The sequence below is a fragment of the Lelliottia sp. EB106-05-01-XG201 genome (assembly GCF_058791735.1).
The window spans coordinates 1,853,869-1,877,008 of record NZ_JBYTDV010000001.1 but is presented as its reverse complement, the minus strand read 5'-3'; the positions used below and the strand labels follow the sequence as shown (position 1 = coordinate 1,877,008).

At 54.0% G+C, this 23,140-nt stretch carries 16 protein-coding genes and 3 pseudogenes; 6 read left to right on the top strand and 13 right to left on the bottom strand.

From position 1 onward, the window contains the following. Positions 1-230 precede the first annotated feature (230 nt). The 4 genes and pseudogenes from AC3WS9_RS08710 to AC3WS9_RS08695 all read left to right on the top strand — a co-directional run. Positions 231-2,303 carry a type VI secretion system Vgr family protein gene (locus AC3WS9_RS08710; RefSeq protein WP_492487794.1) on the top strand — a complete coding sequence of 691 codons (2,073 nt, stop codon included), beginning with the start codon at positions 231-233 and terminating at the stop codon, positions 2,301-2,303. Between the two features lie 43 nt (positions 2,304-2,346). After that, positions 2,347-5,943, top strand: a pseudogene (locus AC3WS9_RS08705) (RHS repeat-associated core domain-containing protein); the annotation flags it as partial. Positions 5,944-6,371: 428 nt separating this feature from the next. After that, complete coding sequence (locus tag AC3WS9_RS08700) at positions 6,372-6,731, top strand: hypothetical protein (protein WP_285149443.1); 360 nt, start codon at positions 6,372-6,374, stop codon at positions 6,729-6,731. Positions 6,732-6,841: 110 nt separating this feature from the next. Continuing rightward, positions 6,842-7,110: pseudogene (locus tag AC3WS9_RS08695) on the top strand (RHS repeat-associated core domain-containing protein); the annotation flags it as partial. A 12-nt stretch (positions 7,111-7,122) separates the two neighbouring features. On the opposite strand, the pseudogene AC3WS9_RS08690 reads toward AC3WS9_RS08695, so the two are convergent. Continuing rightward, positions 7,123-8,335, bottom strand: a pseudogene (locus AC3WS9_RS08690) (IS3 family transposase). Between the two features lie 446 nt (positions 8,336-8,781). Here AC3WS9_RS08690 and AC3WS9_RS08685 point away from each other — a divergent pair. Next, complete coding sequence (locus AC3WS9_RS08685; RefSeq protein ID WP_282495452.1) at positions 8,782-9,246, top strand: hypothetical protein; 465 nt, start codon at positions 8,782-8,784, stop codon at positions 9,244-9,246. Positions 9,247-9,586: 340 nt separating this feature from the next. On the opposite strand, the gene cheW is transcribed toward AC3WS9_RS08685, so the two are convergent. The 6 genes from cheW to flhD form a co-directional block, all read right to left on the bottom strand. After that, the gene (gene cheW / locus AC3WS9_RS08680) at positions 9,587-10,090 is read right to left on the bottom strand and encodes a chemotaxis protein CheW (protein ID WP_282495451.1); all 504 of its coding nucleotides are present in this window, start codon (positions 10,088-10,090) and stop codon (positions 9,587-9,589) included. A 20-nt stretch (positions 10,091-10,110) separates the two neighbouring features. Next, on the bottom strand, positions 10,111-12,150 hold the full coding sequence (cheA, locus tag AC3WS9_RS08675) for a chemotaxis protein CheA (RefSeq protein WP_282495450.1): 2,040 nt from the start codon (positions 12,148-12,150) through the stop codon (positions 10,111-10,113). Between the two features lie 4 nt (positions 12,151-12,154). Further along, a complete protein-coding gene (motB, locus tag AC3WS9_RS08670) occupies positions 12,155-13,084 on the bottom strand; it encodes a flagellar motor protein MotB (RefSeq protein ID WP_492487791.1) in 930 nt (309 codons plus the stop codon). Beyond that, positions 13,081-13,968 (bottom strand): flagellar motor stator protein MotA, encoded by an 888-nt coding sequence (motA, locus tag AC3WS9_RS08665; RefSeq protein ID WP_282495448.1) that lies wholly within the window; start codon positions 13,966-13,968, stop codon positions 13,081-13,083. Before motA ends, motB begins: the two co-directional genes overlap by 4 nt. A gap of 123 nt (positions 13,969-14,091) precedes the next feature. Further along, on the bottom strand, positions 14,092-14,670 hold the full coding sequence (gene flhC / locus AC3WS9_RS08660; protein WP_107704251.1) for a flagellar transcriptional regulator FlhC: 579 nt from the start codon (positions 14,668-14,670) through the stop codon (positions 14,092-14,094). A gap of 2 nt (positions 14,671-14,672) precedes the next feature. Beyond that, positions 14,673-15,023 (bottom strand): flagellar transcriptional regulator FlhD, encoded by a 351-nt coding sequence (gene flhD, locus AC3WS9_RS08655; RefSeq protein ID WP_181826511.1) that lies wholly within the window; start codon positions 15,021-15,023, stop codon positions 14,673-14,675. A 795-nt stretch (positions 15,024-15,818) separates the two neighbouring features. On the opposite strand from flhD, the gene uspC reads away from it, so the two are divergent. Then, entirely contained in the window at positions 15,819-16,244 is a 426-nt protein-coding gene (gene uspC, locus AC3WS9_RS08650; protein ID WP_282495447.1) for a universal stress protein UspC, read from the top strand. Between the two features lie 19 nt (positions 16,245-16,263). On the opposite strand, the gene otsA is transcribed toward uspC, so the two are convergent. The 6 genes from otsA to AC3WS9_RS08620 form a co-directional block, all read right to left on the bottom strand. Next, positions 16,264-17,685 (bottom strand): alpha,alpha-trehalose-phosphate synthase, encoded by a 1,422-nt coding sequence (gene otsA, locus AC3WS9_RS08645; protein WP_492490312.1) that lies wholly within the window; start codon positions 17,683-17,685, stop codon positions 16,264-16,266. Further along, positions 17,660-18,466 (bottom strand): trehalose-phosphatase, encoded by an 807-nt coding sequence (otsB, locus tag AC3WS9_RS08640; RefSeq protein WP_492487789.1) that lies wholly within the window; start codon positions 18,464-18,466, stop codon positions 17,660-17,662. The genes otsA and otsB overlap by 26 nt, the downstream gene beginning before the upstream one ends. A gap of 164 nt (positions 18,467-18,630) precedes the next feature. Continuing rightward, positions 18,631-19,611 carry an L-arabinose ABC transporter permease AraH gene (gene araH / locus AC3WS9_RS08635; RefSeq protein WP_282495445.1) on the bottom strand — a complete coding sequence of 327 codons (981 nt, stop codon included), beginning with the start codon at positions 19,609-19,611 and terminating at the stop codon, positions 18,631-18,633. Positions 19,612-19,625: 14 nt separating this feature from the next. After that, complete coding sequence (araG, locus tag AC3WS9_RS08630; RefSeq protein WP_492487786.1) at positions 19,626-21,140, bottom strand: L-arabinose ABC transporter ATP-binding protein AraG; 1,515 nt, start codon at positions 21,138-21,140, stop codon at positions 19,626-19,628. 66 nt (positions 21,141-21,206) lie between these two features. Beyond that, entirely contained in the window at positions 21,207-22,196 is a 990-nt protein-coding gene (araF, locus tag AC3WS9_RS08625) for an arabinose ABC transporter substrate-binding protein AraF (RefSeq protein ID WP_095282430.1), read from the bottom strand. Between the two features lie 316 nt (positions 22,197-22,512). Next, positions 22,513-23,070, bottom strand: a complete 558-nt coding sequence (locus tag AC3WS9_RS08620) for a DJ-1 family glyoxalase III (protein ID WP_492487784.1) — start codon at positions 23,068-23,070, stop codon at positions 22,513-22,515. Positions 23,071-23,140 lie beyond the last annotated feature (70 nt).

Genomic DNA, 23,140 nt, shown 5'->3' with positions numbered 1-23,140 from the left:
AAAAAATTATTCATATACAACAATAATAATTTAAAGCGCACATGATTAATTATTTAATCATTAACGGACAATAACTCTAACTTATTGACCCCAGTCAAAAAAGAAAAAACCACGACAGTGTATCCCCTACTCTTTCTTATATTGTCCGATGCTGTACTACCTGAAACATTTTCGCTCTGCCACACTGCCGTTTATTTCCATCCGGTTTTCATTAACAACAGGGAAGAGATATGTCATTACATGGACTGCGTTTTACACTGGAAGTCGAGGGTCTGGCGACAAATACTTTTGCCGTGGTCAGGTTCGGATTAACTCAGAACTACTCCTCACCCTTTGTTCTGGAAGTGGATGTTGCAAGCGATTCATTTAATCAAACGGCCGAACAACTGCTGGAGAAAAATGCCACTTTGACCATCTGGCAAGGGTCGCAGGCGCTACGTTATGTCAGCGGTACTGTTGCAGCCTTCGGAATGAAAGAAAACAACGGCTGGCAGATGCAATACCATTTGCGTATCCATCCTCCTCTTTGGCGCAGCGCTCTGCGGCAAAATTTCCGCAGTTTTCAGCAGCAGGACATTCAGACTATTTCTGCCCTTCTCCTTAATGAAAACGGCATCACCGACTGGAAGCCCGTATTTTACGAAGATCATCCGACGAGAGAGTTTTGCGTTCAGTACGGGGAGAGCGACTTCGCCTTTCTCGCTCGCTTGTGGTCAGAAGAAGGTATTTTCTTTTACGACAAAATGGCAAAAGACGGTCCGGCCCAAACACTGACTCTCTGTGATGGCGTGGCCGGATTATCCACTGCAGGTAGTTTCCCTTTTAATCCAAATACCACCACAGAAGTTTCCACTGAATGTATCAGCGCCTTTAGCTATCAGGCTCAGATTCGCCCTTCTTCCGTCGAAACGCAGGACTATACCTTCAAAGTCCCTCAGTGGCCGGGATATTACGGGCAACCCGGGGAAAATCTGAACGTGCAATACACACAGTATGAAATTTTCGATTATCCGGGTCGCTTCAAAGATGAACAACATGGGCAGGATTTTGCCCGCTATCAGATTGAAGGCTTGCGTAACAATGCAGAAACGGCCACCTGTGCCAGCAACTCACCCACCTTGTCGCCTGGCGTCATCTTCACCCTCACTGGGCATCCTGTACAAACGCTCAACCGCGACTGGCAGGTGGTAAGCAGCATGTTGAACGGCGAACAACCGCAGGCCCTGCATGGAAGTCAGGGCAATGGCACCACGCTGAACAACCTGTTTGCGGTCGTTCCGGCAGATAAAACCTGGCGTGCGAACCCGTTACCAAAGCCGAAAGTGGACGGACCGCAGAGCGCAGTGGTCACAGGCCCAGCGGGGGAAGAGATCTTCTGCGATGAGCATGGGCGCATCCGCGTGAAATTCCGCTGGGATCGATATCACGGCGCAACCGAGGACAGCTCCTGCTGGGTGCGTGTATCTCAGTCCTGGGCCGGAGCTGGGTTCGGTCATCTCGCCATTCCACGTGTAGGTCAGGAAGTCATTGTCGATTTCCTCAATGGCGACCCGGACCAGCCCATTGTGATGGGCCGCACCTACCACGAAGATAACCGCTCTCCGGGCAGCCTGCCTGGGACCAAAACCCAAATGACGCTTCGTTCAAAAACCTACAAGGGCGGCGGGTTCAACGAACTGAAATTCGATGATGCGACCGGTAATGAGCAGGTCTATATCCATGCTCAGAAAAACATGGACACCGAGGTCCTTAACAACCGCACAACCGACGTGAAAGTGAATCACATGGAAACCATCGGCGCAAACCAGATGATTACCGTGAAGCAAAACCAGATCCAGACGGTGGTGCAAAACCAGAAAGAGACCGTGGGGCAAAACCAAATAATCACCGTTGGCCTGAATCAGGCGGAGACGGTCGGCGTGGCCCGGGCACTGACGGTCGGTGTTGCCTACCAGACCACGGTGGGCGGAGTGATGAACACCTCAGTGGCATTGACGCAATCCTCACAGATTGGAATACAGAAATCTCTTCTGGTTGGTAAAGGTTATGACGTTAGCGTGGGGGAAAACGTCACCTTTACTGTTGGGAAAAATAAGAGTGAAAGTACCGGAAAAGTAGCGGTTTACTCAGCTGGCGATCATCTTGAGCTGTGTTGCGGAATGGCCCGTCTGGTATTGACCAAGGATGGAAAAATATTTCTTAACGGTACCACCATCAACCTGCAGGGTGCAGCGGCAATCAGCGGTGACGGATTGTTGATTAACTGGAACTGCGGTGTGGCAGAAACCCCGCCTCAGGCCTAGTCGATAGCATGGATTATCTGAACATTCACAAAAGGAATTGACCATGACCGGAAAACCCGCCGCCCGTCAGGGCGATATGACCGCCATCGGCGGCCCGATTGTGCAGGGCAGCCTTGGGGTGATGATTGGCGCACCGACCGGCGTCGCCTGTTCGGTGTGTCCGGGCGGCGTGGTGTCCGGCAGTCCGGTGAACCCGCTGCTCGGGGCCAAAGTCCTGCCCGGTGAAACGGACCTCGCACTCCCCGGCCCGCTGTCCTTTGTTCTGTCGCGCACCTACAGCAGCTACCGCACCAGAACCCCGGCGCCAGAGGGTATTTTTGGTCCCGGCTGGAAAGCGCCCTCTGATATCCACCTGCAACTTCGCGGCAAGGAACTCATCCTCAACGACAACGGCGGGCGCAGCATTCACTTTGACCTGCTTCTGCCGGGCGAGGTGGCGTTCAGCCGCACCGAGTCCTTCTGGCTGGCACGCGGCGGCGTGCTGAACCTGAATGCCGTCCATCCCCTGCATCGTCTCTGGCAGGCCCTGCCGGAGGATGTCCGCCTCAGCCCCAACATTTACCTGGCCACCAACAGCCTGCAGGGTCCGTGGTGGCTGCTCGGGTGGGCGGAGCGCGTGCCGTCCGTGGATGAACTCCTTCCCGCGCCGCTGCCGCCGTACCGGGTGCTGACCGGGCTGGTGGATAATTTTGGTCGCACGCTGACGTTTCACCGCGCCCCTTCAGGTGAGTTTGCCGGCGCCGTGACCGGGGTCACCGACGGCGCAGGCCGCCGCTTCCGGCTGGTGCTGACCACCACAGCCAGTGGTGTCCGTCTTTCTGAAGTCTGGCTGGCACACGACCCGGAGTACCCGGGCAACCTGCCCGCTGCACCTCTGGCGCGTTACGACTATTCGCCCCGCGGCGAGCTTTCCGCGGTGTATGACCGCAGCGGCACGCAGGTTCGTCAGTTTACGTATGACGACAGGCATCCGGGCCGGATGGTGGCCCATCAGTATGCGGGCAGGCCGCAGACGACCTATCGCTACGACGCCACCGGGCGCGTCACGGAGCAGCACAATCCCGATGGTCTGAGCTACCGCTACCAGTATGAAAAACACCACACGGTGATTACCGACAGCCTGAACCGTCGCGAGGTGCTGCACACGGAAGGCGAAGGCGGCCTGAAGCGGGTGGTGAAAAAGGAATTCGCCGACGCAAGCATCACACAGAGTGAATTCGACAATGCGGGCCGCCTGGTGGCACAGACCGACGCGGCAGGCCGCAGGACAGAATACCGGCTCAGTCCCGGCTCGGGCCTGCTGGCAGCGACGGTCACGCCGGACGGCAGGCTGACGGAGTTTTACTATAACAGCCAGCGTCAGCTGACCGCCACGGTGTATCCGGACGGCCTGAAAAGCCGGCAGGAGTACGACGACGCTGGACGGCTGACCGCCGACACCTCACGCCAGGGCGACGTGACGCATTATGCGTATGATGACCCGCACAGCGAGTACCCGACTGCGTCCGAAGACCCCACCGGCAGCAAGAAGCAGATGATCTGGAGCCGCTACGGCCAGTTGCTTTCTTATACTGACTGTTCGGGATATGAAACCCGCTATGAATATGACCGCTTCGGCCAGTTGACCGTCGTTCATCGTGAGGGAGGCTTAAGCCAGTACCGGGCATACGATGCGCGCGGCAGGCTGGCGGTGATAACCGATGCTGCCGGACAGCAGACCCGCTATGAATACAACGTCGCAGGCGACCTGACGGCGGTGATATCCCCTGACGGTCAGCGCAGCGAAACCGGCTTCGACAACCGGGGAAATATCGTCCTCGCAGCGCAGGGCGCCCTGACCCGGCGGATGGCGTACGACGCCGCCGGTCGCGTGACCACCCTGACCAATGAGAACGGCAGCCACACTGAATTCGCTTACGATGCGCTGGACCGTCTGACGCAGGAGACCGGTTTTGACGGGCGGGTAAAGCGTTATCACTACGACCTGAGCGGCAGGCTTATTCGCAGTGAAGACGACCCCCTGGTCACACACTGGCAGTACGACGACGCTGACCGTCTGCTCAGCCGTGCGGTAGACGGTGAACCCGCTGAGCAGTGGCAGTATGACGCGCGCGGCTGGCTGACGGACATCAGCCATCTCAGCGGCGGCCACCGGGTCGCGGTGCATTACACCCACGACAACACGGGGCGCGTCACCGGTGAGCGCCAGACGGTGCACAGCGCGGAAACGAACGCCCTGCTGTGGCAGCATGAAACAAAACACGACTACCGCACCGGACTGGTGAACCGGATGACCCCGGACCAGTTGCCGCCGGTGGAGTGGCTGACGTATGGCTCCGGTTATCTGGCGGGCATGAAACTCGGCGCCACACCGCTCATCGAGTACACCCGCGACCGCCTGCACCGGGAAACGCAGCGCCGGTTCGGTGGCTATGAGCTGGCGACGATGTACACGCCCGGCGGAAAGCTCCAGAGCCACCACCTCAACATCCCGCAGCTCAGCCGGGACTACACCTGGAATGCGGACGGACAGCTCACTCACATCCGCGGCCCGCATGACCAGCGCGACTACGGGTATGAGAACGGACGCCTGCTCAGCACACACATACAGTCCGCGCACCACGACCTGTCGCAACGGACCCCGACCGACCCGGCGGGGAACCGGATTGCGGCACAGGAAACCCTGCCGGACGTGTGGCGGGATAACCGCATCACTCAGGATGCAGAGCATTTTTATCATTACGACGTCCACGGCAGCCTCACGGAGAAAGACGAGCGCCGCATCCATCGGGACGGGAGCATTACCCATCACTACGGGTACGATAACCAGCACCGGCTGACACACTACCAAAAGAGGCAGAGCGGTCACCTGCTGACCGAGAGCCGCTACGCGTATGACCCGCTCGGGCGCCGTATCTGCAAACAGGTCTGGCACGGCCAGACACACGACGGTATCTGGTATCTCCCGACCGCCCCCGCTGAATCCGTGTGGTACGGCTGGGACGGCGACCGGCTGACCACCACCCAGACCGACACCACCCGCATCCAGACGATTTACCAGCCGGGCACCTTCGCGCCGTTAATTCGCATCGAAACCGCCACGAGTGAGCTGACAAAAGCCATTCGCCGCACTCTGGCAGAAAAACTGCAGCAGGACGCGGGAATGATGTTTGTGCCGGAACTGGTCACGATGCTGGACAGCCTTGAGCAGGAGCTGAGAGCGAATCAGCTCAGCGAACACAGTCAGCAGTGGCTGACCCGGTGCGGCCTGACGCCGGAGCAGATGAAAAACCAGATGGAGCCGGAGTACACCCCGGCCCGGAAAACCCATCTGTACCACTGCGACCACCGGGGGCTGCCGCTGGCCTTAGTGAGCGAAGACGGGAGTCTCGCGTGGCAGGCCGAGTTTGATGAATGGGGAAACCTGCTGCAGGAAGAGAACCCGGACAATGTTCAACAGCTTATTCGCCTGCCGGGGCAGCAGTACGATGCTGAGACGGGGCTGTATTATAACCGGCATCGCTATTATGACCCGCAACTGGGACGGTATATTACACAGGATCCGATTGGGTTAGGAGGGGGATGGGATCCGTATTGTTATCCACTCGATCCTGTGAACTGGCATGATCCGTTGGGGTTAGTTAATATCGGTAATAATATTCCTGGCGCTCAAGGGCAAACATCTGTACATGCGAACCCTGGTCCAGAAGCAACAGCGTACAAACCTGATCATATGCCTGAACATATGCATTTGGGTAAAAATGATGGGCCACGGATAAGAACTGATACTTGGGAGCCATATTCCAAAAAAGATGCAGCTCAAATGACAAAAGAGCAAAAAGGTTTTTGCAAAAAGCTTTCAGATGATACTAAAAAAACTCTTTCTGACCGGGTGAAACAGGTGTTTAAAACAGGCAGGTTTTTCAGTCTGCCCGGTATTGTAAAACAATTATCAGATGGTGGGGCTCGTGAGCTGTGTTTACAAGGTGACTCTAATATGTGTTCAGTGTTTGAGTATCTAGGTGGGGAAATAACTAACCCCGATGAAGTATAAGGAGAACATATAAAATGAAAAAAGAGCATTTTTTAATGAAAATGCATTTCCCTATTGAATGGATAACGTTCAATCTATATCCTGACGTGTTATTTAAAAACCAGATTAATCTGTATCGTGAAGATAATGATGAGGAATCTTCTGAACATTATAGGAACGGAGCATTTCATTGGTGGATAAGACGAAATCCGGATAAAGACACCTTGATTAAATTGATTAATTTGACATTTCTTGATTTAGAGCAACTGATGGCTGATGATGTTCGCTCTTATATAATAAAGTGTGAGGCATTTGATAATGACTTGAAGGAATTAATGAAGGAATCATATATTTCCCGGCTTTATTCAATTGCTTCAATGCGTGATAATTCATAAGGGTGAGTTCTGGAAATAGCGTATATTCTACAGTTAGCTACCCCCCGCCAAATAAAATGGAGTGACCAGTTCAGCGGGCACAGCTAACAGTGCAGCCATATACCTAAGAGCGGAAGTTTCACCTGTACCACAGCGATCACCGGGGCTGGCGCTGATTGACACTCACGACCACATTGCGTGGCAGGCCGAGTTTGATGAATGGGGAAACCTGCTGCACGAAGAGAACCCGGAAAGTCTGCAACAGCTTATTCGCCTACCGGGGCAGCAGTACGATGTTGAGACGGGGCTGTATTATAACCGGCACCGGTATTATGACCCGAGGCAGGGACGGTATATTACGCAGGATCCAATTGGGTTGTCGGGTGGAGCTAATGGATATGTTTTGTAGTGGTCAAGTAATTCTGGCCACGGTTTTATGGTAAGAGCGGTATCTGTTCTCTGATTCTTCAGGCGTCAGACCGCCATTGTAATGATGTGGTCTGACGCTGTTGTAATAGCGCTGGATATAACACCTGATTTTCTCTGCGGCCTCGCCCTGATCCCCGTATCCATTTGCCGGTACCCACTCCGTTTTCAGGCTGCGGAAGAAGCGTTCCATTGGGCTATTATCCCAACAGTTCCCCCGCCGACTGACGCTTTGTTTTATCCTGTATCGCCAGATAAGCTGTTGATATTTCAGACCCGTGTACTGGCTTCCCTGATCGCTATGGAACATCACATTCTGCGGCTGGCCTCGCGTCTCATATGCCATTCGCAGCGCACCGCTTATCAGTGCCGTATCGGCATTTGCTGACAGACTCCAGCCAATAACTCTGCGGGCAAAAAGATCCATGACGATCGCCAGGTAGCACCAGCGATTTCCAGCCCAGATATACGTAATATCTCCGCACCATACCCGATCTGGCTCTGGTACCGCGAACTGACGCTCCAGCAGATTCGGTAAAAACGTATGCGGCTGGCGGGCATTCTTGTATTGATGTTTTCCGGGCTGGCAACTGCTCAGATTCAGGTGTTTCATCAGACGTCCGGCACGATAGCGGCTTATCGGGATACCGTTGTGGGTCAGCATCTCAGCCAGAGTGCGCGCACCCGCGGAGCCCCGGCTCAGTTTCCAGAGTCGGCGTATTACACTGTGCAATGTTATCTGCTGCGGGCTAATTGTATCGCGTCGTTGACACCAGTACCGGTAACTGCTGCGATGCAGGCCAAAAGCCCTGCAAAGGCTGACAACAGTATGGCTGTCACTAAGTCTGGCAACTATCGTGAACTGTTCAGCGAGTCGGACATTAAGAGTGCTGTAGCCTTTTTTAATATCGTATTCTGTTCCTCCAGGCGGCGAACCTGCTTTTCCAGCTCACGAATACGCTGCTGCTCCGGGGTGATTGGTGCGGCGGAAGACGTAGCGCCCTGACGCTCATTTCTGAGCTGACGAACCCAGGATTCAAGAGTTGAGGAGCCGATGTTCATCGCTTCGCAGGCCTGACGGTAGGAGTACCCTTTATCGACAACGAGCAGAGCGCATTCCAGTTTGAACTCGGGAGAGAATGTCCGTTTTGTTTTCTTGTGCATGGTGTCACCTGTTTGTGTTGAGGCAAGAGTATCACCTCTGTTCAGGTGGCCAAATTAACTATGCCACTACATTTATCCATTAGATCCAGTAAACAGGCAAGATCCATTAGGATTGTTTGCTATTCCACTCCCACCAATACCTGTCCCCGGGGTATCGAACCCTTCAAGCGAACTAAATGACAGCGCAGCGAAAGCTCTCACAAAGTGGTTTAATAAGACATTTAGTGATACAGAGGAAGAAGAGTGCCCGCCATGCAGTCCACCAGCAGGTGAAATGTTTAACAAAGTAACTCATTATGAAAAACACGGCAGGGACCCGGATCCACTCGAGGGAAGCCATGGATGTATGGCAAAAACAGGAAGTCCTGTTCATTGGCATTATGATGTGAACAGGCAGATACCAAAAACGTGTGAGTGCAAACATGCAAAGCATGTATTTGGAGGATGTGGTGTTGCACCTTGATAAAATGGAGTCAATTCTATGAAGTATGATTTCGAAAACTATTCTTTCCATGACAATGCAATCCATGGAATATTACTACCTGGCTATGAAAAAAACGAGGAATCTACACTTATTTTTGATATAGACCATATTTTGCAATGGGGGGGATGTTCTGAAAATACAATTAAGACATTCTCCGTATCGCAAGCCTTACTTTCTTTCCACCATGTTACAGATTTAAATGCAAGAATATCCTGGTCAAACAGTAACTACACTTCTTCGGAAAGCGGAGTGTATATCATTGATATACAAAGGGAGGCAATTGAAACAACACTTCGTCTCCCGCAATATTTTAAATGGAATATCATTACCAATAGTGACAGCCATACTTTCTCTTTTGGAGCATCATCTTTATCATTGAAATTATTAGGCAACACCCACAAGGTCGAGAGACAGCATTTACTAAACAGTGAAAGGGAGTTTTTCCCACACCCACTATCCTAAACGGATGATAAATGTAGCCATTAAAAGTTAAGCTATATTAATAATATAGTTATTATCACAAACCGGTATGTCATTATTTTCTACAACTCATCAAGCAACATGTCGGGTATGATATTCAGGCATCGGTCTCACTACTATGAGTGATGGTGTCTGGTGATTCTTAAGTATGCATACCATATCGCCACGCATAAATTCTCACACTCAATGCGAATGCCAATGGATGATGATAGGTAACGTCCGGTCAAAAAAATCAACAAGAGGACCTCGCGGTCCTCTTGTGACGTTCATTCCTGGTTAACACACTCTAACTTATCATTCATAAAAAGAATGATGAGGCACATCACGCCACGTGGCTTGCCGCGATATCCAGCAGGGCCATTTCGTCGCTGTTCAGCAGTTTTTCGATATTCACCAGAATCAGCATACGGTCACCCAGTGCGCCGAGGCCGGTCAGGTATTCGGTTGACAGAGTCACAGCGAATTCCGGAGCCGGACGGATCTGGTCGGAAGCCAGGGACAGCACGTCAGACACGCCATCCACCACGATACCGACGACGCGCTGGCCGAGGTTCAGGACAATCACCACGGTGTTGTCGTTATACTCCACGTCACCCTGGCTGAACTTCACGCGCAGATCGACGATAGGGACGATTACCCCACGCAGGTTGGTCACACCTTTGATAAAGGAAGGTGTGTTGGCAATGCGAGTCACCTGATCGTAGCCGCGAATCTCCTGCACTTTAAGAATATCGATGCCGTACTCTTCATCGCCTAAAGTGAAAACCAGGAATTCCTGCCCTGATGGCTCGCCGGCCAGTTTCGTTACATTACTCATACCGGTCATGTTTTTACCTTCTTAACTAATCAGGCGGCTGTGTACGCCACACGTTGTTCACGATTTAAACCCTGAAGCGCCGACACATCGACGATCAGTGCGACGCTGCCATCGCCAAGGATGGTGGCAGCTGAAATTCCCGGCACTTTGCGGTAGTTGCTTTCGAGGTTTTTCACCACCACCTGGTGCTGACCAATCAGCTGATCGACCAGCAGCGCATAGCGGCGGCCCGCGCTTTGCAGAATAACCACGATGCCCTGAGTCGCTTCGGTTTTGGCTCCGTCGACTTCAAAGACTTTCCACAGTTCCACCAGCGGCAGATACTCGCCACGCACTTCCAGCACGCGCTCACCGCCCGCCAGCGGATGCAGATCTTCATCACGCGGCTGCAGGGATTCCATCACCGCACCCAGTGGCAGGATGAAGACTTCGCCTGCGACCTTCACCGACATCCCGTCAAGGATCGCCAGGGTCAGCGGGAGCAGGATACGAATAGTGGTGCCGGAACCTTGCTTGGACTTGATCTCAACGTGACCGCCCATCTCCTGGATGTTACGTTTCACCACGTCCATGCCCACGCCACGCCCGGAGACGTCAGTCACCTGCTCTGCCGTCGAGAAGCCAGGCGCGAAGATCAGCATCCCCACTTCTTCATCGGTCATGTTTTCGCTGACGGACATGCCCTGAGACATCGCTTTCGCCAGAATACGCTCGCGGTTCAGACCGGCGCCGTCATCGGTCACTTCGATGCAGATGTTGCCGCCCTGATGTTCTGCAGAGAGCGTCAGGTTGCCGACCGGGGATTTCCCGGCCGCGATGCGGTTTTCCGGAGATTCGATACCGTGGTCGAGGCTGTTACGCACCAGGTGCGTTAACGGGTCGATAATGCGTTCGATCAGGCTCTTATCCAGCTCGGTGGAGCTCCCCACCTGAGTCAGTTCAATCTGTTTGTTCAGCTTGCTCGCCAGATCGCGCACCAGACGCGGGAAGCGGCTGAAGACGTATTCCATCGGCATCATACGGATGGACATTACTGATTCCTGCAGATCGCGGGCGTTACGTTGTAACTGACCCATGCTGGTAATCAGATCGCCGTGGGTGACCGGGTCGAGTTCGTTTGAACGCTGGGCCAGCATCGACTGGGTGATCACCAGTTCACCGACGAGGTTAATCAGCTGATCGACCTTCTCAACCGCCACGCGGATGCTGGTCGATTCGCTGCTGCGGGCCGCCGGTTTTTCACGTTCCGCGCGATTTGGCGCGGCTGCGTCATTCGGTACCGCTTTCAGCGCAGGCGTCGGAGCCACCACCGCAGGCATCGCCACTTCTGGCGCGGCCATCACTTCAGCCACTTCGGCAGGCGCTTCAACCGCAGCGGCTTCGGTTTCAAAGCTAATCTGGTCGGCTTCAATCACGAAACACAGCACCGCGACGATATCATCCTGGCTGATACCACCGTCGATGGTGGCGGCCAGGCTGTCCGGGCCTTTCACGACATTGCTCAGCGTCGCCAGGTTACCCAGCTCGTCTTCCAGCAGATTCACTTCGCTCTCTTTCAGACGAGAGAGCACCACGCGCAGCTTCGCTTCGGCCGCAGGCGGAGTCACCTCGTCGGAGGCCAGGGCATCAACCACGCTCAGTTTTGCCGCGCTGACCGCAGGTGCCGCGACTTCGCCCTTCGCTTCCAGAGCTAACTGGCGCAGAGCGTTGCAGATGTATTCAAAGCTTGCAGCATCTGGCTCTTGCGAGCTTTTATAGGCGTCGAGCTGTTCCTGCATAATATCTTTGGTTTCCAAAAACAGGTTAATAATGTCGGTGTTGAGCTGCATCTCACCGCGACGGGCTTCATCCAGCAGGTTCTCCATTAAATGGGTCGTTTCCTGCAGGATGGTAAATCCAAATGTTCCGGCGCCACCTTTAATGGAATGTGCGGCACGGAAAATGGCATTGAGCTGCTCTGAATCCGGTGCCTCAGGCACTAAATCCAGCAGATGCTGCTCCATGTCCGCCAACAACTCGTCGGCTTCGTCAAAAAACGTCTGGTAAAAATCGCTAATATCCATGCTCACGCTATCACCTCGGATTGGCTGGTGGCGATGTTGGAACGGCAGCCGAAGGCTCTGCCCCTGGCTGTTTTAAATCATCCAGTGACTCATTCTGGCTTTCGGCGTTTTCGTGCAGAATGGTCTGCTCCGCCTGCTGATTGAGCACTAAAAGACTGATACGACGGTTGATGGCATCGTCCGGGCCGCGGTCGGTGACGCGCATGGTGGCGGCCATACCGACGACGCGAAGGACTTTGCCCTCATCCAGCCCACCGGCCACCAGCTCGCGACGCGAGGCGTTGGCACGATCGGCAGATAGCTCCCAGTTGCTGTATCCCTTCTCCCCGCTGGCATACGGGAAATCATCCGTGTGACCCGAGAGGCTGATACGGTTTGGGATCCCGTTCAGCACCGGGGCAATACCGCGCAAAATATCGCGCATGTAAGGCTCTACTTCTGCGCTGCCGGTTTTAAACATCGGGCGGTTCTGGCTATCAATAATCTGGATACGTAATCCTTCCTGCACCAGATCGATCTTCAAATGCGGGCGCAGGGCGCGCAGTTTCGGGTCTGCCTCGATGAGCTGATCCAGGTCGCCACGCAGTTTTTTCAACCGCGCCTGCTCCATACGCTTTTTCAACTCGTCGATATTCGGTTCTTTCTTCACTTCACCCTTTTGCTGGGTGACATCGTCACCGCCGCCAGGGATTGGGCTGTCGCTGTTAGCAATACGGTGTCCGCCCGTGACCGCCGTCGCCAGCGGGGTTCTGAAATACTCCGCAATCTGAATCAGCTCTTTCGGACTGGAGATGGAAATCAGCCACATCACCAGGAAAAAGGCCATCATCGCGGTCATGAAGTCGGCGTAAGCGATTTTCCACGAGCCATGGGAGCCGTGCCCATGACCTTTGTGCTTGCGCTTTTTGACTATGACGATGGGATGGGACTGGTTTTTCATGCGTCCTCAGTCGTCGTCTGTTGGTTCGGGTTCTTCACGGCACGAACGTGTTCATCAAGCTCGACAAACGATGGACGCTCGCTGGAGTACAGGGTTTTACGCCCGAACTCTACCGCGATTGGCGGTGCGTAGCCGTTCAGGTTTGACAGCAGCGTGATCTTCACGCACTGCATCATCTTGGTGGTTTCCGCGCTCTTCTGACGCAATACCGTTCCCAGCGGCGAGATAAAACCGTAGGCAAGCAGGATCCCGAGGAAGGTTCCCACCATGGCGTGAGCAATCAGCGCACCGAGCTCTGCAGCCGGACGATCCGCTGACGCCAGCGCATGAACCACCCCCATCACCGCCGCCACGATACCGAAGGCGGGCAGTGAATCACCCATGGTCGCCAGCGCGCTCGCCGGGACTTCGGACTCGCTTTCATGCGTTTCGATCTCTTCGTCCATCAGCGCTTCGATTTCGAAGGTGTTCATGTTGCCGCTGATGATCAGTCGCAGATAATCGACGATGAAATCCAGCATGGTCGCGTCGGCGAGAATGCGCGGATAACTCGCAAAAATTTCACTTTCTTTCGGGTTCTCAATATCACGCTCCAGCGAGAACATGCCTTGTTGACGCGACTTCGCCATCAGACGATAGAGCAACGCCAGCAAATCCATATACATGCTTTTGGTGTATTTCGAACGACGAAACAGTAACGGGAGCGCTTTCAGCGTCCCTTTAATCGATTTACCGTTGTTACCAACGATAAACGCACCTATCCCGGCGCCGCCGATGATAATAAATTCAGCCGGTTGATAGAGTGCTCCCAGTTCCCCACCGGTAATCATATATCCACCGAAAACGGTACCGAGTACGACCAGGTAACCTAATAAGATAAGCACGACATCATCCTTCTGCTAGTGACTATGGCAGGATGTTCAGGTTGAAGACTTAACCGGATCGCAGGGTAAAAAAAAGCAGCGGTAATTGCTTACCGCTGCTGGAATCTTTCCCACACGTTCGGGTTAAACAGCTTGTTCGATCTGTTCATCCAGCAGTTGTGGATTAATATCGGCAGCTTCCGGGGAAAGTTTACGTCTTTTTACCGCACGGGAAGGCGGCTGACACAAACTGCAGGCGAAGCTACCTACGGGCTGGTGAGCGTGGGTGATAAAGTTGCCGTCGCAGCAATTACAGCGCGACAATTGCAGCAATCCACTCTCGACAAAGCGCACCAGAGTCCATGCACGGGTTAGCGCCAGAAGTGGCCCCTCTTCCGGCTGAGGACATTGTTCAAGGTAGAGTTTGTACGCTTTAATAACGGCGTCCACGCCGGTGCACAAACCCGTTTTCAAAAGAAATTGCCAGGCGTTACAAAACATCGATGCGTGGATGTTTTGCTCCCAGGTCATAAACCAATCCGTAGAGAACGGCAGCATGCCTTTCGGCGGCGGGCTACCGCGTAATTCTTTGTACAATTTGATAAGACGACCGCGGCTCAGCTGAGTCTCGCTTTCCAGCATTTGTAAGCGAGCACCCAACGTGATCAGTTCCATGGCTAACTGAATGTCGCGAGCTTCCTGAACAATGCTTTTTTCGCTCATCTTCAAGCCCTTTTCTTACGGGCCACGTCGTCAGGCTGGCTGATTTCGGTGAGAAGGCGGGTTGAAAGCAAAATTCCGGTATGGATCTGTTGCAGATCGTCTACGCGTGAATCCTGAGTCAGACGGGTAATCGTCTGATGACTGTCGAAGCGGAACTGACACACCAGCTGATTGGTTTCCGCCAGTTTGACCATCTGAGGGAGGGTTAATCCGCCAAGCGTTGTTGCCATCTCTTCGCTGATACCCAGACGGAACATGGCGGACGGTTTGTCCTGACTAATCAAACGCTGCGCAAGTAATAAGTATGACAAATTTATGTCATAGACATGTTTAAGCATCTCGGATGTATGCATTTTTCCCATCCAGAATAACCAACTATAATTTTTTATGCGGTAAGACCGCACCCCGTGATGTCGCCGGGAAAACCCCGGTAAAAAAAAGAAAAGGCGAAAATGCATAGTCGAATTAAGGTTAAACTGGATAAAACGCGCGGTGTTTAAAATGGTGATCCTTGACCATTGCGTCTTATCATTACTTACAAATAACTAAGATTTTTCCTAATTCGAGGCAACTCTACTCGTCCGTTTTCCGACATACAATGCAGCCCCTCCCGAAATTTAAAAAAAATGTGATCCAGATCACAAAAACCACGGTATAAAAACGGAATGAACCATCAGTTTGATTTGTAATTTGAACAAATATTGACCACTTGAACGCCTTTTATATTCTTACCATGCGAATACTCATGCACAGTGACCATCGTTGCGAGAGGACCCTCAACTGTTGTTACACCAGATGCGATCAAGGCATTAACATTTCATCTCAATATTGTATACATTGATTTATTTACTTATAAAAACAATGGATTACAGCTTTAATCAAATAAAATAGTTTCGTCTGGTGATGGTAACTGACTTATTGACGGGGCGTTAAAATGATTCATCCACTCATTATTAAAATGTAGACATTTAACTTAAGGCGTTCTTTTCGGTGGTTAAGCTGCGTTATGCCACTATTCGTTTTATAAGAATAATTAATGAATAATTATGATAAGCGTCACACCATTGTCGTATTGCCCTCTTGCGAAGCGTTGCGAATCGCGCTAATGGTGAAGAATCCTCTGTCTCAGGACATCAAAGGAGTGAGCTATGAGTTACTCGCATATTCTTGTGTGTGTTGCGGTGACACCAGAAAGCCATCAGCTACTGGCGCGTGCCGTCTCTATCGCCCGCCCGCTTAACGCGCGGGTCAGTCTTGTTACCCTTGCTGCCGAACCCGAAATGTACAACCAGCTGGCTGCGCCAATGCTGGAAGATATTCGGGGTCTGCTGCAGGAAGAGACCCAGCAGTTTTTGCAGGAGCTGGAAGACAAAGCTCAGTACCCTATCGCGCGAACCTTTATCGCAACGGGTGAACTGAGCGAGCACATTCTCGATATCTGTCGCAAGGAGCAGGTCGATCTGGTGATTTGCGGGAACCATAACCAAAGCTTCTTCTCGCGCGCGGCGTGCTCCGCCAAGGCGATTGTCAGCTCAAGTCAGGTGGACGTGCTGCTGGTTCCCCTCGGCAGCTAATGCCACCGAGGGGCGCTACTCAGGCGAGCTTAGGGAAGGTGGCGACCTTTTTTTGCAGGTTGCTCTCCTTACTGCGCGGCGTGAGCCGCTCAAGATCGCGGATAAAATGCTCCTGCCAGTGGTTAATATCGTTTTCCCGGATGACCTTCATCATCTCCGCGTGACGTGAAATGCGTTCCGTCAGCGGCATGGTGAGCGCCCTGTCCAGCGCATTCGCTACATCATCGCTGTCATAAGGATTAACGATGAGCGCCGACGTCAGTTCGTTGGCCGCGCCCGCGAACTGCGACAACACCAGCACACCGGGATCTTTCGGGTCCTGCGCGGCAACATACTCTTTTGCCACCAGATTCATCCCGTCGCGTAGCGGCGTCACCAGCCCCACTTCCGCATAGCGGAAAACCTTCATCAGAATTTTGCGCTCAAAATGTTGATTCAGATAATAGAGCGGCGTCCAGCCCAGCTGGCCGTAGCGGCCATTAATGCGCCCCGCTTCGGTTTCCAGCTGATGGCGAATATCCTGATAGGCCTGCACTTCCCCACGGGAGGTCGGTGCAATCTGCGTATAGCGGATTTTCCCGTGGTGCTGCGGGAACTTATCCAGCAGTCGCTCATAGGCCTGGAAGCGCTCCGGCAAGCCTTTGGAGTAATCCAGACGCTCGACGGAGAAGATGTTTTTGACGTTTTTCAGCTCGCTTTTGAGCTGCGCCAGTTTCGGCGGCAGCGGGCCAGAGGCATCGGCGGCGATCTCATCCGGTTCGATGCCGATAGGATAGACCTCGGTTTCGAAGGTTTTCCCCCACGCGGTGTGAGACTTGCTGCGCGTCGTCAGGCGCGTTTTGCCGGAGACGCTATCGAGGAACGCCAGACGGTCGTTCTCGGTCTGGAAGCCCAGCAGATCGTAATCGCACAGCCCTTCCAGCAGCTCTTCGTGCGGCGGCAAGGCGTTGAAAATTTCCGGCGTCGGGAACGGGATATGCAGGAAGAAGCCGATCCGGTTGTTCACGCCACGTCTTCTCAGCTCGCTGGCAAACGGCAGCAGGTGATAATCGTGGATCCATAAAATATCGTCTTCCTCGATTAAGGGCAGCAGTTTATCCGCCAGCAGCGCGTTGACACGCATGTACCCTTCGAAGGATTCGCGCTGGAATTTTACCAGGTCCAGGCGATAGTGAAACGCAGGCCACAGCACCGCGTTGGAAAACTGCGAGTAGTACTCTTCGTAATCCTTCTCGCCAAGATTAAAGGATGCCCACGTGATGTTGCCCCGTGTCACCTTTTTTAGCGGCTGATCCTCATTACCGACATCCCCGCTCCAGCCAAACCAGAGCCCGCCGGCTGCTTTTAAGGCACCCAAAATCCCCACCGCCAGACCACCCGCGCTGGATTTTTTATCGTCCGGTGGCGCAATTCGGTTAGAGACTACGACTAAGCGACCCATCATGTTTTCTCCTGTTGTTATGCGCTATTTTTTCTTCTTGTTGCTGGTTAGCGACTTCAGTGACCCACTGCCAGACGCTGGCGACATTAGGCAGTCGCCATCCGGCACAGGTTTCCCCCTGTCCGACTTTAATAGAAATCCCTCCAGCCTGGTTCACGACGCGAAAGCCGCTCTCGTCCGTCAGGTCATCGCCGATAAACACCGGCGTCCTGCCCGCGAACGGCGCTTCGGCCATAAAGGCGCTAATCGCCTCGCCTTTGTTAATGCCCTTGGGCTTGATTTCGACCACACATTTCCCCGGCTGCAGCGCGAGCTGCGGATGCGCGGCCACGACCGCGGTTGCCAGCGCGGTTATCGCCGCCTCGTGCTCTGGCGCCTGTCGATAGTGCAGCGCAAAGGCCATCCCCTTGGCTTCCAGCTCCGTACCCGGCAGATGCGTAAGCGCAGCCGTCAGCTGCGCCGTGAGCGTCTGAATCAGCGAGTCGGGGAGTGAGACGATATGCGCGTTGCCATGGATGTCGCGGCGCTCCGCTCCGTGCACACCGGCAAGCGGAAAGCGGTAAGGCCTGGCGAGCTCATCAAGCTCGGCCATTGAGCGCCCTGATATCAATGCCAGTGCTCCCTGATTGTCTTGCGAGAGCTGGTCCAGCGCCCGGAGAATGTCGGCGGGTAACACCACCTGATCAGGGTGTGGTTTGATCTCGGCGAGGGTCCCGTCGAGATCGAAAAAGAGTGCAAATTCTCCGGTCAGTGCAGGCGGTACGGTTAACGAGTCTGCCACCCTTGTCCTCCTTACGGTTTTCGAGATGTCAGACATTTAACATCTCAGTAGCCATGTAAGTATAGACAGTGTGACGCTGCTCGCCATTTAGAACACCGCCTGCAAGCGAAGCTGGCTGGCGGTGGGAAGGTGGGACTAGACTTAAAAGTTGAGCCTGATTTTACCTAAAGGGTACGTTTCGCTTTTTGCTTGTAACGGTCGAAGATCACCGCTGCCAGCAGGATCAGGCCACGTACCACGTACTGCGAGAACGGGGAGATATTCAGCAGGTTCATGGCGTTCTCCACGGTGCCGAGGATCAGGATACCGGCCACCACATATGAGATTTTTCCGATGCCGCCTTTCAGTGAAACCCCACCTAAAACGCAGGCAGAAATCACAATCAGCTCATAGCCAATGGACGTCATCGGCTGGCCGCTGGTCATACGCGAAGCCAGAATAATCCCCGCCGCCGCCGACACCAGCCCGGAGAGCACGAAGATAATAATCTTGGTGCGCACCACCGGGACACCGGCCAGACGCGCCGCCTCTTCATTCCCGCCTATCGCCAGCGTGTTGCGGCCAAAGGTGGTTCTGTTGAGCAGGAAGCCGAAAATGATCAGGCAGCCCACCGTCAGCCAGATTGGCGCCGGCAAACCCAGCCAGTTCGCATAGCCGAGAGTAAAGAAGCGCTCGTCTTCGATACCCACCGCTTTACCGTCAGAGATAATATAGGCCAGACCGCGCACAATCTGCATAGTGGCAAGCGTGGTGATCAGGGCGTTAATTTTCAGACGCGCGATAACAAAGCCGTTCACCAGGCCGCTGAGCACGCCGAGCATCAGACCGGCGAACACGCCAATCCACAGGCTTTCGGTCATGTTGATGACCACCGCCGTCGTCACCCCGGCACAGGCGATAACCGACGCGACGGAGAGGTCGAAATCCCCGGACGCCAGACAGAACAGCATTCCGCAGGCGACCATGCCCGACATGGAAATCGCCAGCCCCAGCCCTTTCATATTGATGAAACTGGCGAAATTCGGCACGAAAATCGCGCAGCCGATAAACAGGACCGCGAAGACCACCAGCATCCCGTATTGATCCCAGATGCGCCCCAGGTTAAAAGCCGACTTCGGCGCGCGGGAGGTAGTAACAGAAGACATCATTCACTCCTTGCTCAGGCGACAGCCTGGCTGACTTTAGGCATGGCGAGGCTCAACGCCTGTTGTTCATTCGCCTGTTCATGTAACAGCTCACCGGCGATATCCCCTTCGCGCATCACGATGATGCGGTCGGCGACGCCCAGCACTTCGGGCAGATCGCTTGAGGCGAAAAGTACCGCCACGCCGCGTTTTGCCAGCTCATAGATGACGTTATAGATTTCGTGCTTCGCCCCGACGTCGATGCCGCGTGTCGGCTCGTCCAGCAAAATGACTTTCATCTCTTCCGACAGCCAGCGGCCAAGAATCGCTTTTTGCTGGTTGCCGCCGGAGAGATTCATAATCAACTGCTCAGGGCCGGGAGTTTTAATATTCAGGGAGCGAATATGGTTATCGGCGTTAATGTTTTCCCAGCGATCGTTAATTAAACACCCGGCGCGAAGGAATTTTCGCCGGGCTGAGATGTTGATATTGTCGCGAACGGAATGGACAGGAATAATTCCGTCGGCTTTACGATCTTCCGGACAGAGCATCATTCCGGCGCGAATGGCGTGGGCCGGTTTCTGGATATCCACCGGCTCGCCGTCGATATACACCTGGCCTGCGGTGATCCGCGTGCCGCCAAACAGCCCTTTCATCAGCTCGCTGCGCCCGGCGCCTACCAGCCCGAACAGGCCGACGATTTCACCGCTGCGCACCGAGAGCGAAATCGGTGTGCGCACGCCTGGCGCTTTCACACTCTCCAGACGCAGACGCTCGGTGCCGTACTCGCGCTGTTGCCAGTGGTAAATATCCCCCAGCTCGCGGCCGACCATCGCCTGCACCAGCTGGTCGTGATTCACCTGCTGCATGTCGGTGAAGGTGCGCACGTAGCGCCCGTCTTTGAAGACGGTGATCGCATCGCTCAGGGCGAAAATCTCTTCCATGCGGTGAGAGACATACAGAATGATGCGCCCCTCTTTGCGCAGCTCGCGGATCACGCGAAACAGGTTGTCTATCTCGCGCGCCGAGAGGGAACTCGTCGGTTCATCAAAAGCGATAATTTTGGCGTTACGCGCCAGCGCCTTAGCGATTTCCACCATCTGCCACTGGCCGATGGAGAGGTATTTCAGCGGGGTTTGCGGATCGATATCCAGCCCGAGATGCTTGAGCTGCAGGCCGGCTTCGTAGTTGAGCAGCGAACGGTTAACGATCCCGCTTTTGTGAGGCAGTTGCCCCAGATAGATGTTTTCCGCCACCGTCATTTCAGGGACCAGGTGCAGCTCCTGATAAATGATCGCGACCCCGGCATTCAGCGCCGCCGTCGTATCGGCAAACGCCATCTCTTCCCCGCGAATGGCCAGCGTGCCGGTCGTCGGGGCGTAGTTTCCGCTGAGGATTTTTAACAGCGTGGATTTCCCCGCGCCGTTCTCCCCCATCAGGGCGTGGACCTGACCGGGATAGCAGTCAAAACTGATATCGGTCAGCGCGTTCACACCGGGAAAGGTTTTCCCGATGCCGCGAAAAGAGAGAGTCAGGTCAGACTGTTGCATAACGTCTCCGTGATTCCAGTAGTGTACGTCTGGCCCCTCAGCATCGAGGGGCGCAATCACAACAAATTACTTACCGCCCAGCCCTTTTTTCGCCAGTTCCTCTTTAAAGTTGTCGCGGGTGATCAGCACCACGTCGGTGACTTCGGTAAATTTCGGCGGCTCGGCGTCTTTGGTGACCCAGTTGTAGAGCATTTCGCTGGATTTATAGCCGTGTACGTCCGGGCTTGGCAGGAGCGAACCGTAGAAACCGGTGGCCTGCGCTTTGGAGAGTTCGCTCACCGCGTCCACGCCGTTAATGCCGATCCCGATGACATCCGGGGCTTTAAAGCCCTGACCTTCCGTCGCGCGCACGCCGCCCAGCACGGTATTGTCGTTCATGCCGACCACCAGCCAGTGTTTCACTTCCGGATGCTGAACCAGCATCGAGTTCGCGGCGTCAAACGCACCTGGGATATCGTTGGATTTGGTGGGGACTTTATAGATCTGTTTTTCCGGGAATCCGGCCGCTTTCAGGGCTTCCATCGAACCGGAGGTGCGACGACGCGCGGTATCGAGTTCGTCCGCGGTGATCGCCATCACGGCGCTCTCTTTCACGTCCCAGCCGCGTTTTTGCATCTCTTTATAGAGTTCCTGGCCCTGACGCTCGCCGATTTTAGTCGCCGCCATCATCACCAGCGGCACGGTGTCCATCGGTTTGCCTTTGGCGTTGACGAACTGATCGTCCACCGCAATCACCTTCATGCCGTAGCCGCGCGCTTTCGCCACGATGGCCGAGCCGAGTTTCGGATCCGGTGTACAAATCACAAAGCCTTTCGCCCCGCTCGCCGCCAGGCTGTCGATGGCGTTTAAGGTTTTCTCGCCGTCGGGCACGGCAATTTTGATGACATCAAACCCGAGATCTTTCCCGGCTTTATCCGCAAATTTCCATTCGGTCTGGAACCAGGGTTCTTCCGGCTGTTTGACCAGGAAACCGAGCTTTAAATTCTCCGCCATAGCGGATTGTGACATAACGGCAGCCAGGCCGATGGCCGCCAGCGTTTTAGTAAATTTGTGCATGGTTAACTCCAGCATGAGCATTCTTTTATGTAGGGTATATTGTCGTGCTTTTTATTTAATCGGACATAAAACAAGGTATTAGCGCTCACCCATGAATAAGTGATAGTGCTGGAGATAGTTTTAGCGGGAAATTAATCATCCATAAGAGAGCCCCATCACACCGCAGAATTACAGTAATTGCGTACATAGATTCAGCGATAAATGACATAAAAAAGGCGGCTATTGTCGGACAAATAGAAGGGGATTAAGCAGAATTATCCATAGAGTCAGCTAACGCGTCCCTGTAACCCAGGCGCCGTAGCGCCCGGTTAAGAATTTACCAGGCGTAGTAAATATGATCCGCGTGATCGCGAACCGCCGTTTCATCATTCAACAAACGCGCTGCCAGGGTCAGGGCAAAATCAAAGGCATGGCCGAGACCTTTTCCGCTGAGCAGATTCTGGTCCTCTACCACCGGGGCATCGACATACACGCCATCTTTCACCGTCTCCCACAGATCGCCGGAGCAGACATAGCGACGCCCCTTCAGCAGACCGTTTCCGCCCAGTACCCGCGCGGCGGCGGAGCAGATCGGGCAGATCCGTTTTCCGGCCTCGTCGTGGGCTTTCACAAAAGCGATAACGTCCTGACTGGCAGCCAGATTCACGCTCCCCTGCGGCCCGCCCGGCAGCACGATGGCATCGTACAGGGTGGCGGCGCGCTCGGTCAGGGTGCTGTCGGCCACCATCGGAATATTGTGATAGCTCACTACCGCGCGCGACTCCGCACAGGCCAGGGTTTCCACTTCAATCTGCATGCGGCGCAGGATATCAATGGTGATAATTGCTTCTGCTTCTTCAAATCCTGGTGCCAGTAACACCGCCACTTTTGCCATTTTGATCCTCACAAATAAAATAGATAAAACATCGTTTCATTTTATAGAAAGTCATTGGGCAAACTCGCGG

Coding starts and splice junctions, on each gene's coding strand:
- AC3WS9_RS08710 (WP_492487794.1), top strand. CDS start 231: ATGTCATTACATGGACTGCGTTTTACACTGGAAGTCGAGGGTCTGGCG.
- AC3WS9_RS08700 (WP_285149443.1), top strand. CDS start 6,372: ATGAAAAAAGAGCATTTTTTAATGAAAATGCATTTCCCTATTGAATGG.
- AC3WS9_RS08685 (WP_282495452.1), top strand. CDS start 8,782: ATGAAGTATGATTTCGAAAACTATTCTTTCCATGACAATGCAATCCAT.
- cheW (WP_282495451.1), bottom strand. CDS start 10,090: ATGACCGGTATGAGTAATGTAACGAAACTGGCCGGCGAGCCATCAGGG.
- motB (WP_492487791.1), bottom strand. CDS start 13,084: ATGAAAAACCAGTCCCATCCCATCGTCATAGTCAAAAAGCGCAAGCAC.
- flhC (WP_107704251.1), bottom strand. CDS start 14,670: ATGAGCGAAAAAAGCATTGTTCAGGAAGCTCGCGACATTCAGTTAGCC.
- flhD (WP_181826511.1), bottom strand. CDS start 15,023: ATGCATACATCCGAGATGCTTAAACATGTCTATGACATAAATTTGTCA.
- uspC (WP_282495447.1), top strand. CDS start 15,819: ATGAGTTACTCGCATATTCTTGTGTGTGTTGCGGTGACACCAGAAAGC.
- otsA (WP_492490312.1), bottom strand. CDS start 17,685: ATGGGTCGCTTAGTCGTAGTCTCTAACCGAATTGCGCCACCGGACGAT.
- araH (WP_282495445.1), bottom strand. CDS start 19,611: ATGTCTTCTGTTACTACCTCCCGCGCGCCGAAGTCGGCTTTTAACCTG.
- araG (WP_492487786.1), bottom strand. CDS start 21,140: ATGCAACAGTCTGACCTGACTCTCTCTTTTCGCGGCATCGGGAAAACC.
- araF (WP_095282430.1), bottom strand. CDS start 22,196: ATGCACAAATTTACTAAAACGCTGGCGGCCATCGGCCTGGCTGCCGTT.
- AC3WS9_RS08620 (WP_492487784.1), bottom strand. CDS start 23,070: ATGGCAAAAGTGGCGGTGTTACTGGCACCAGGATTTGAAGAAGCAGAA.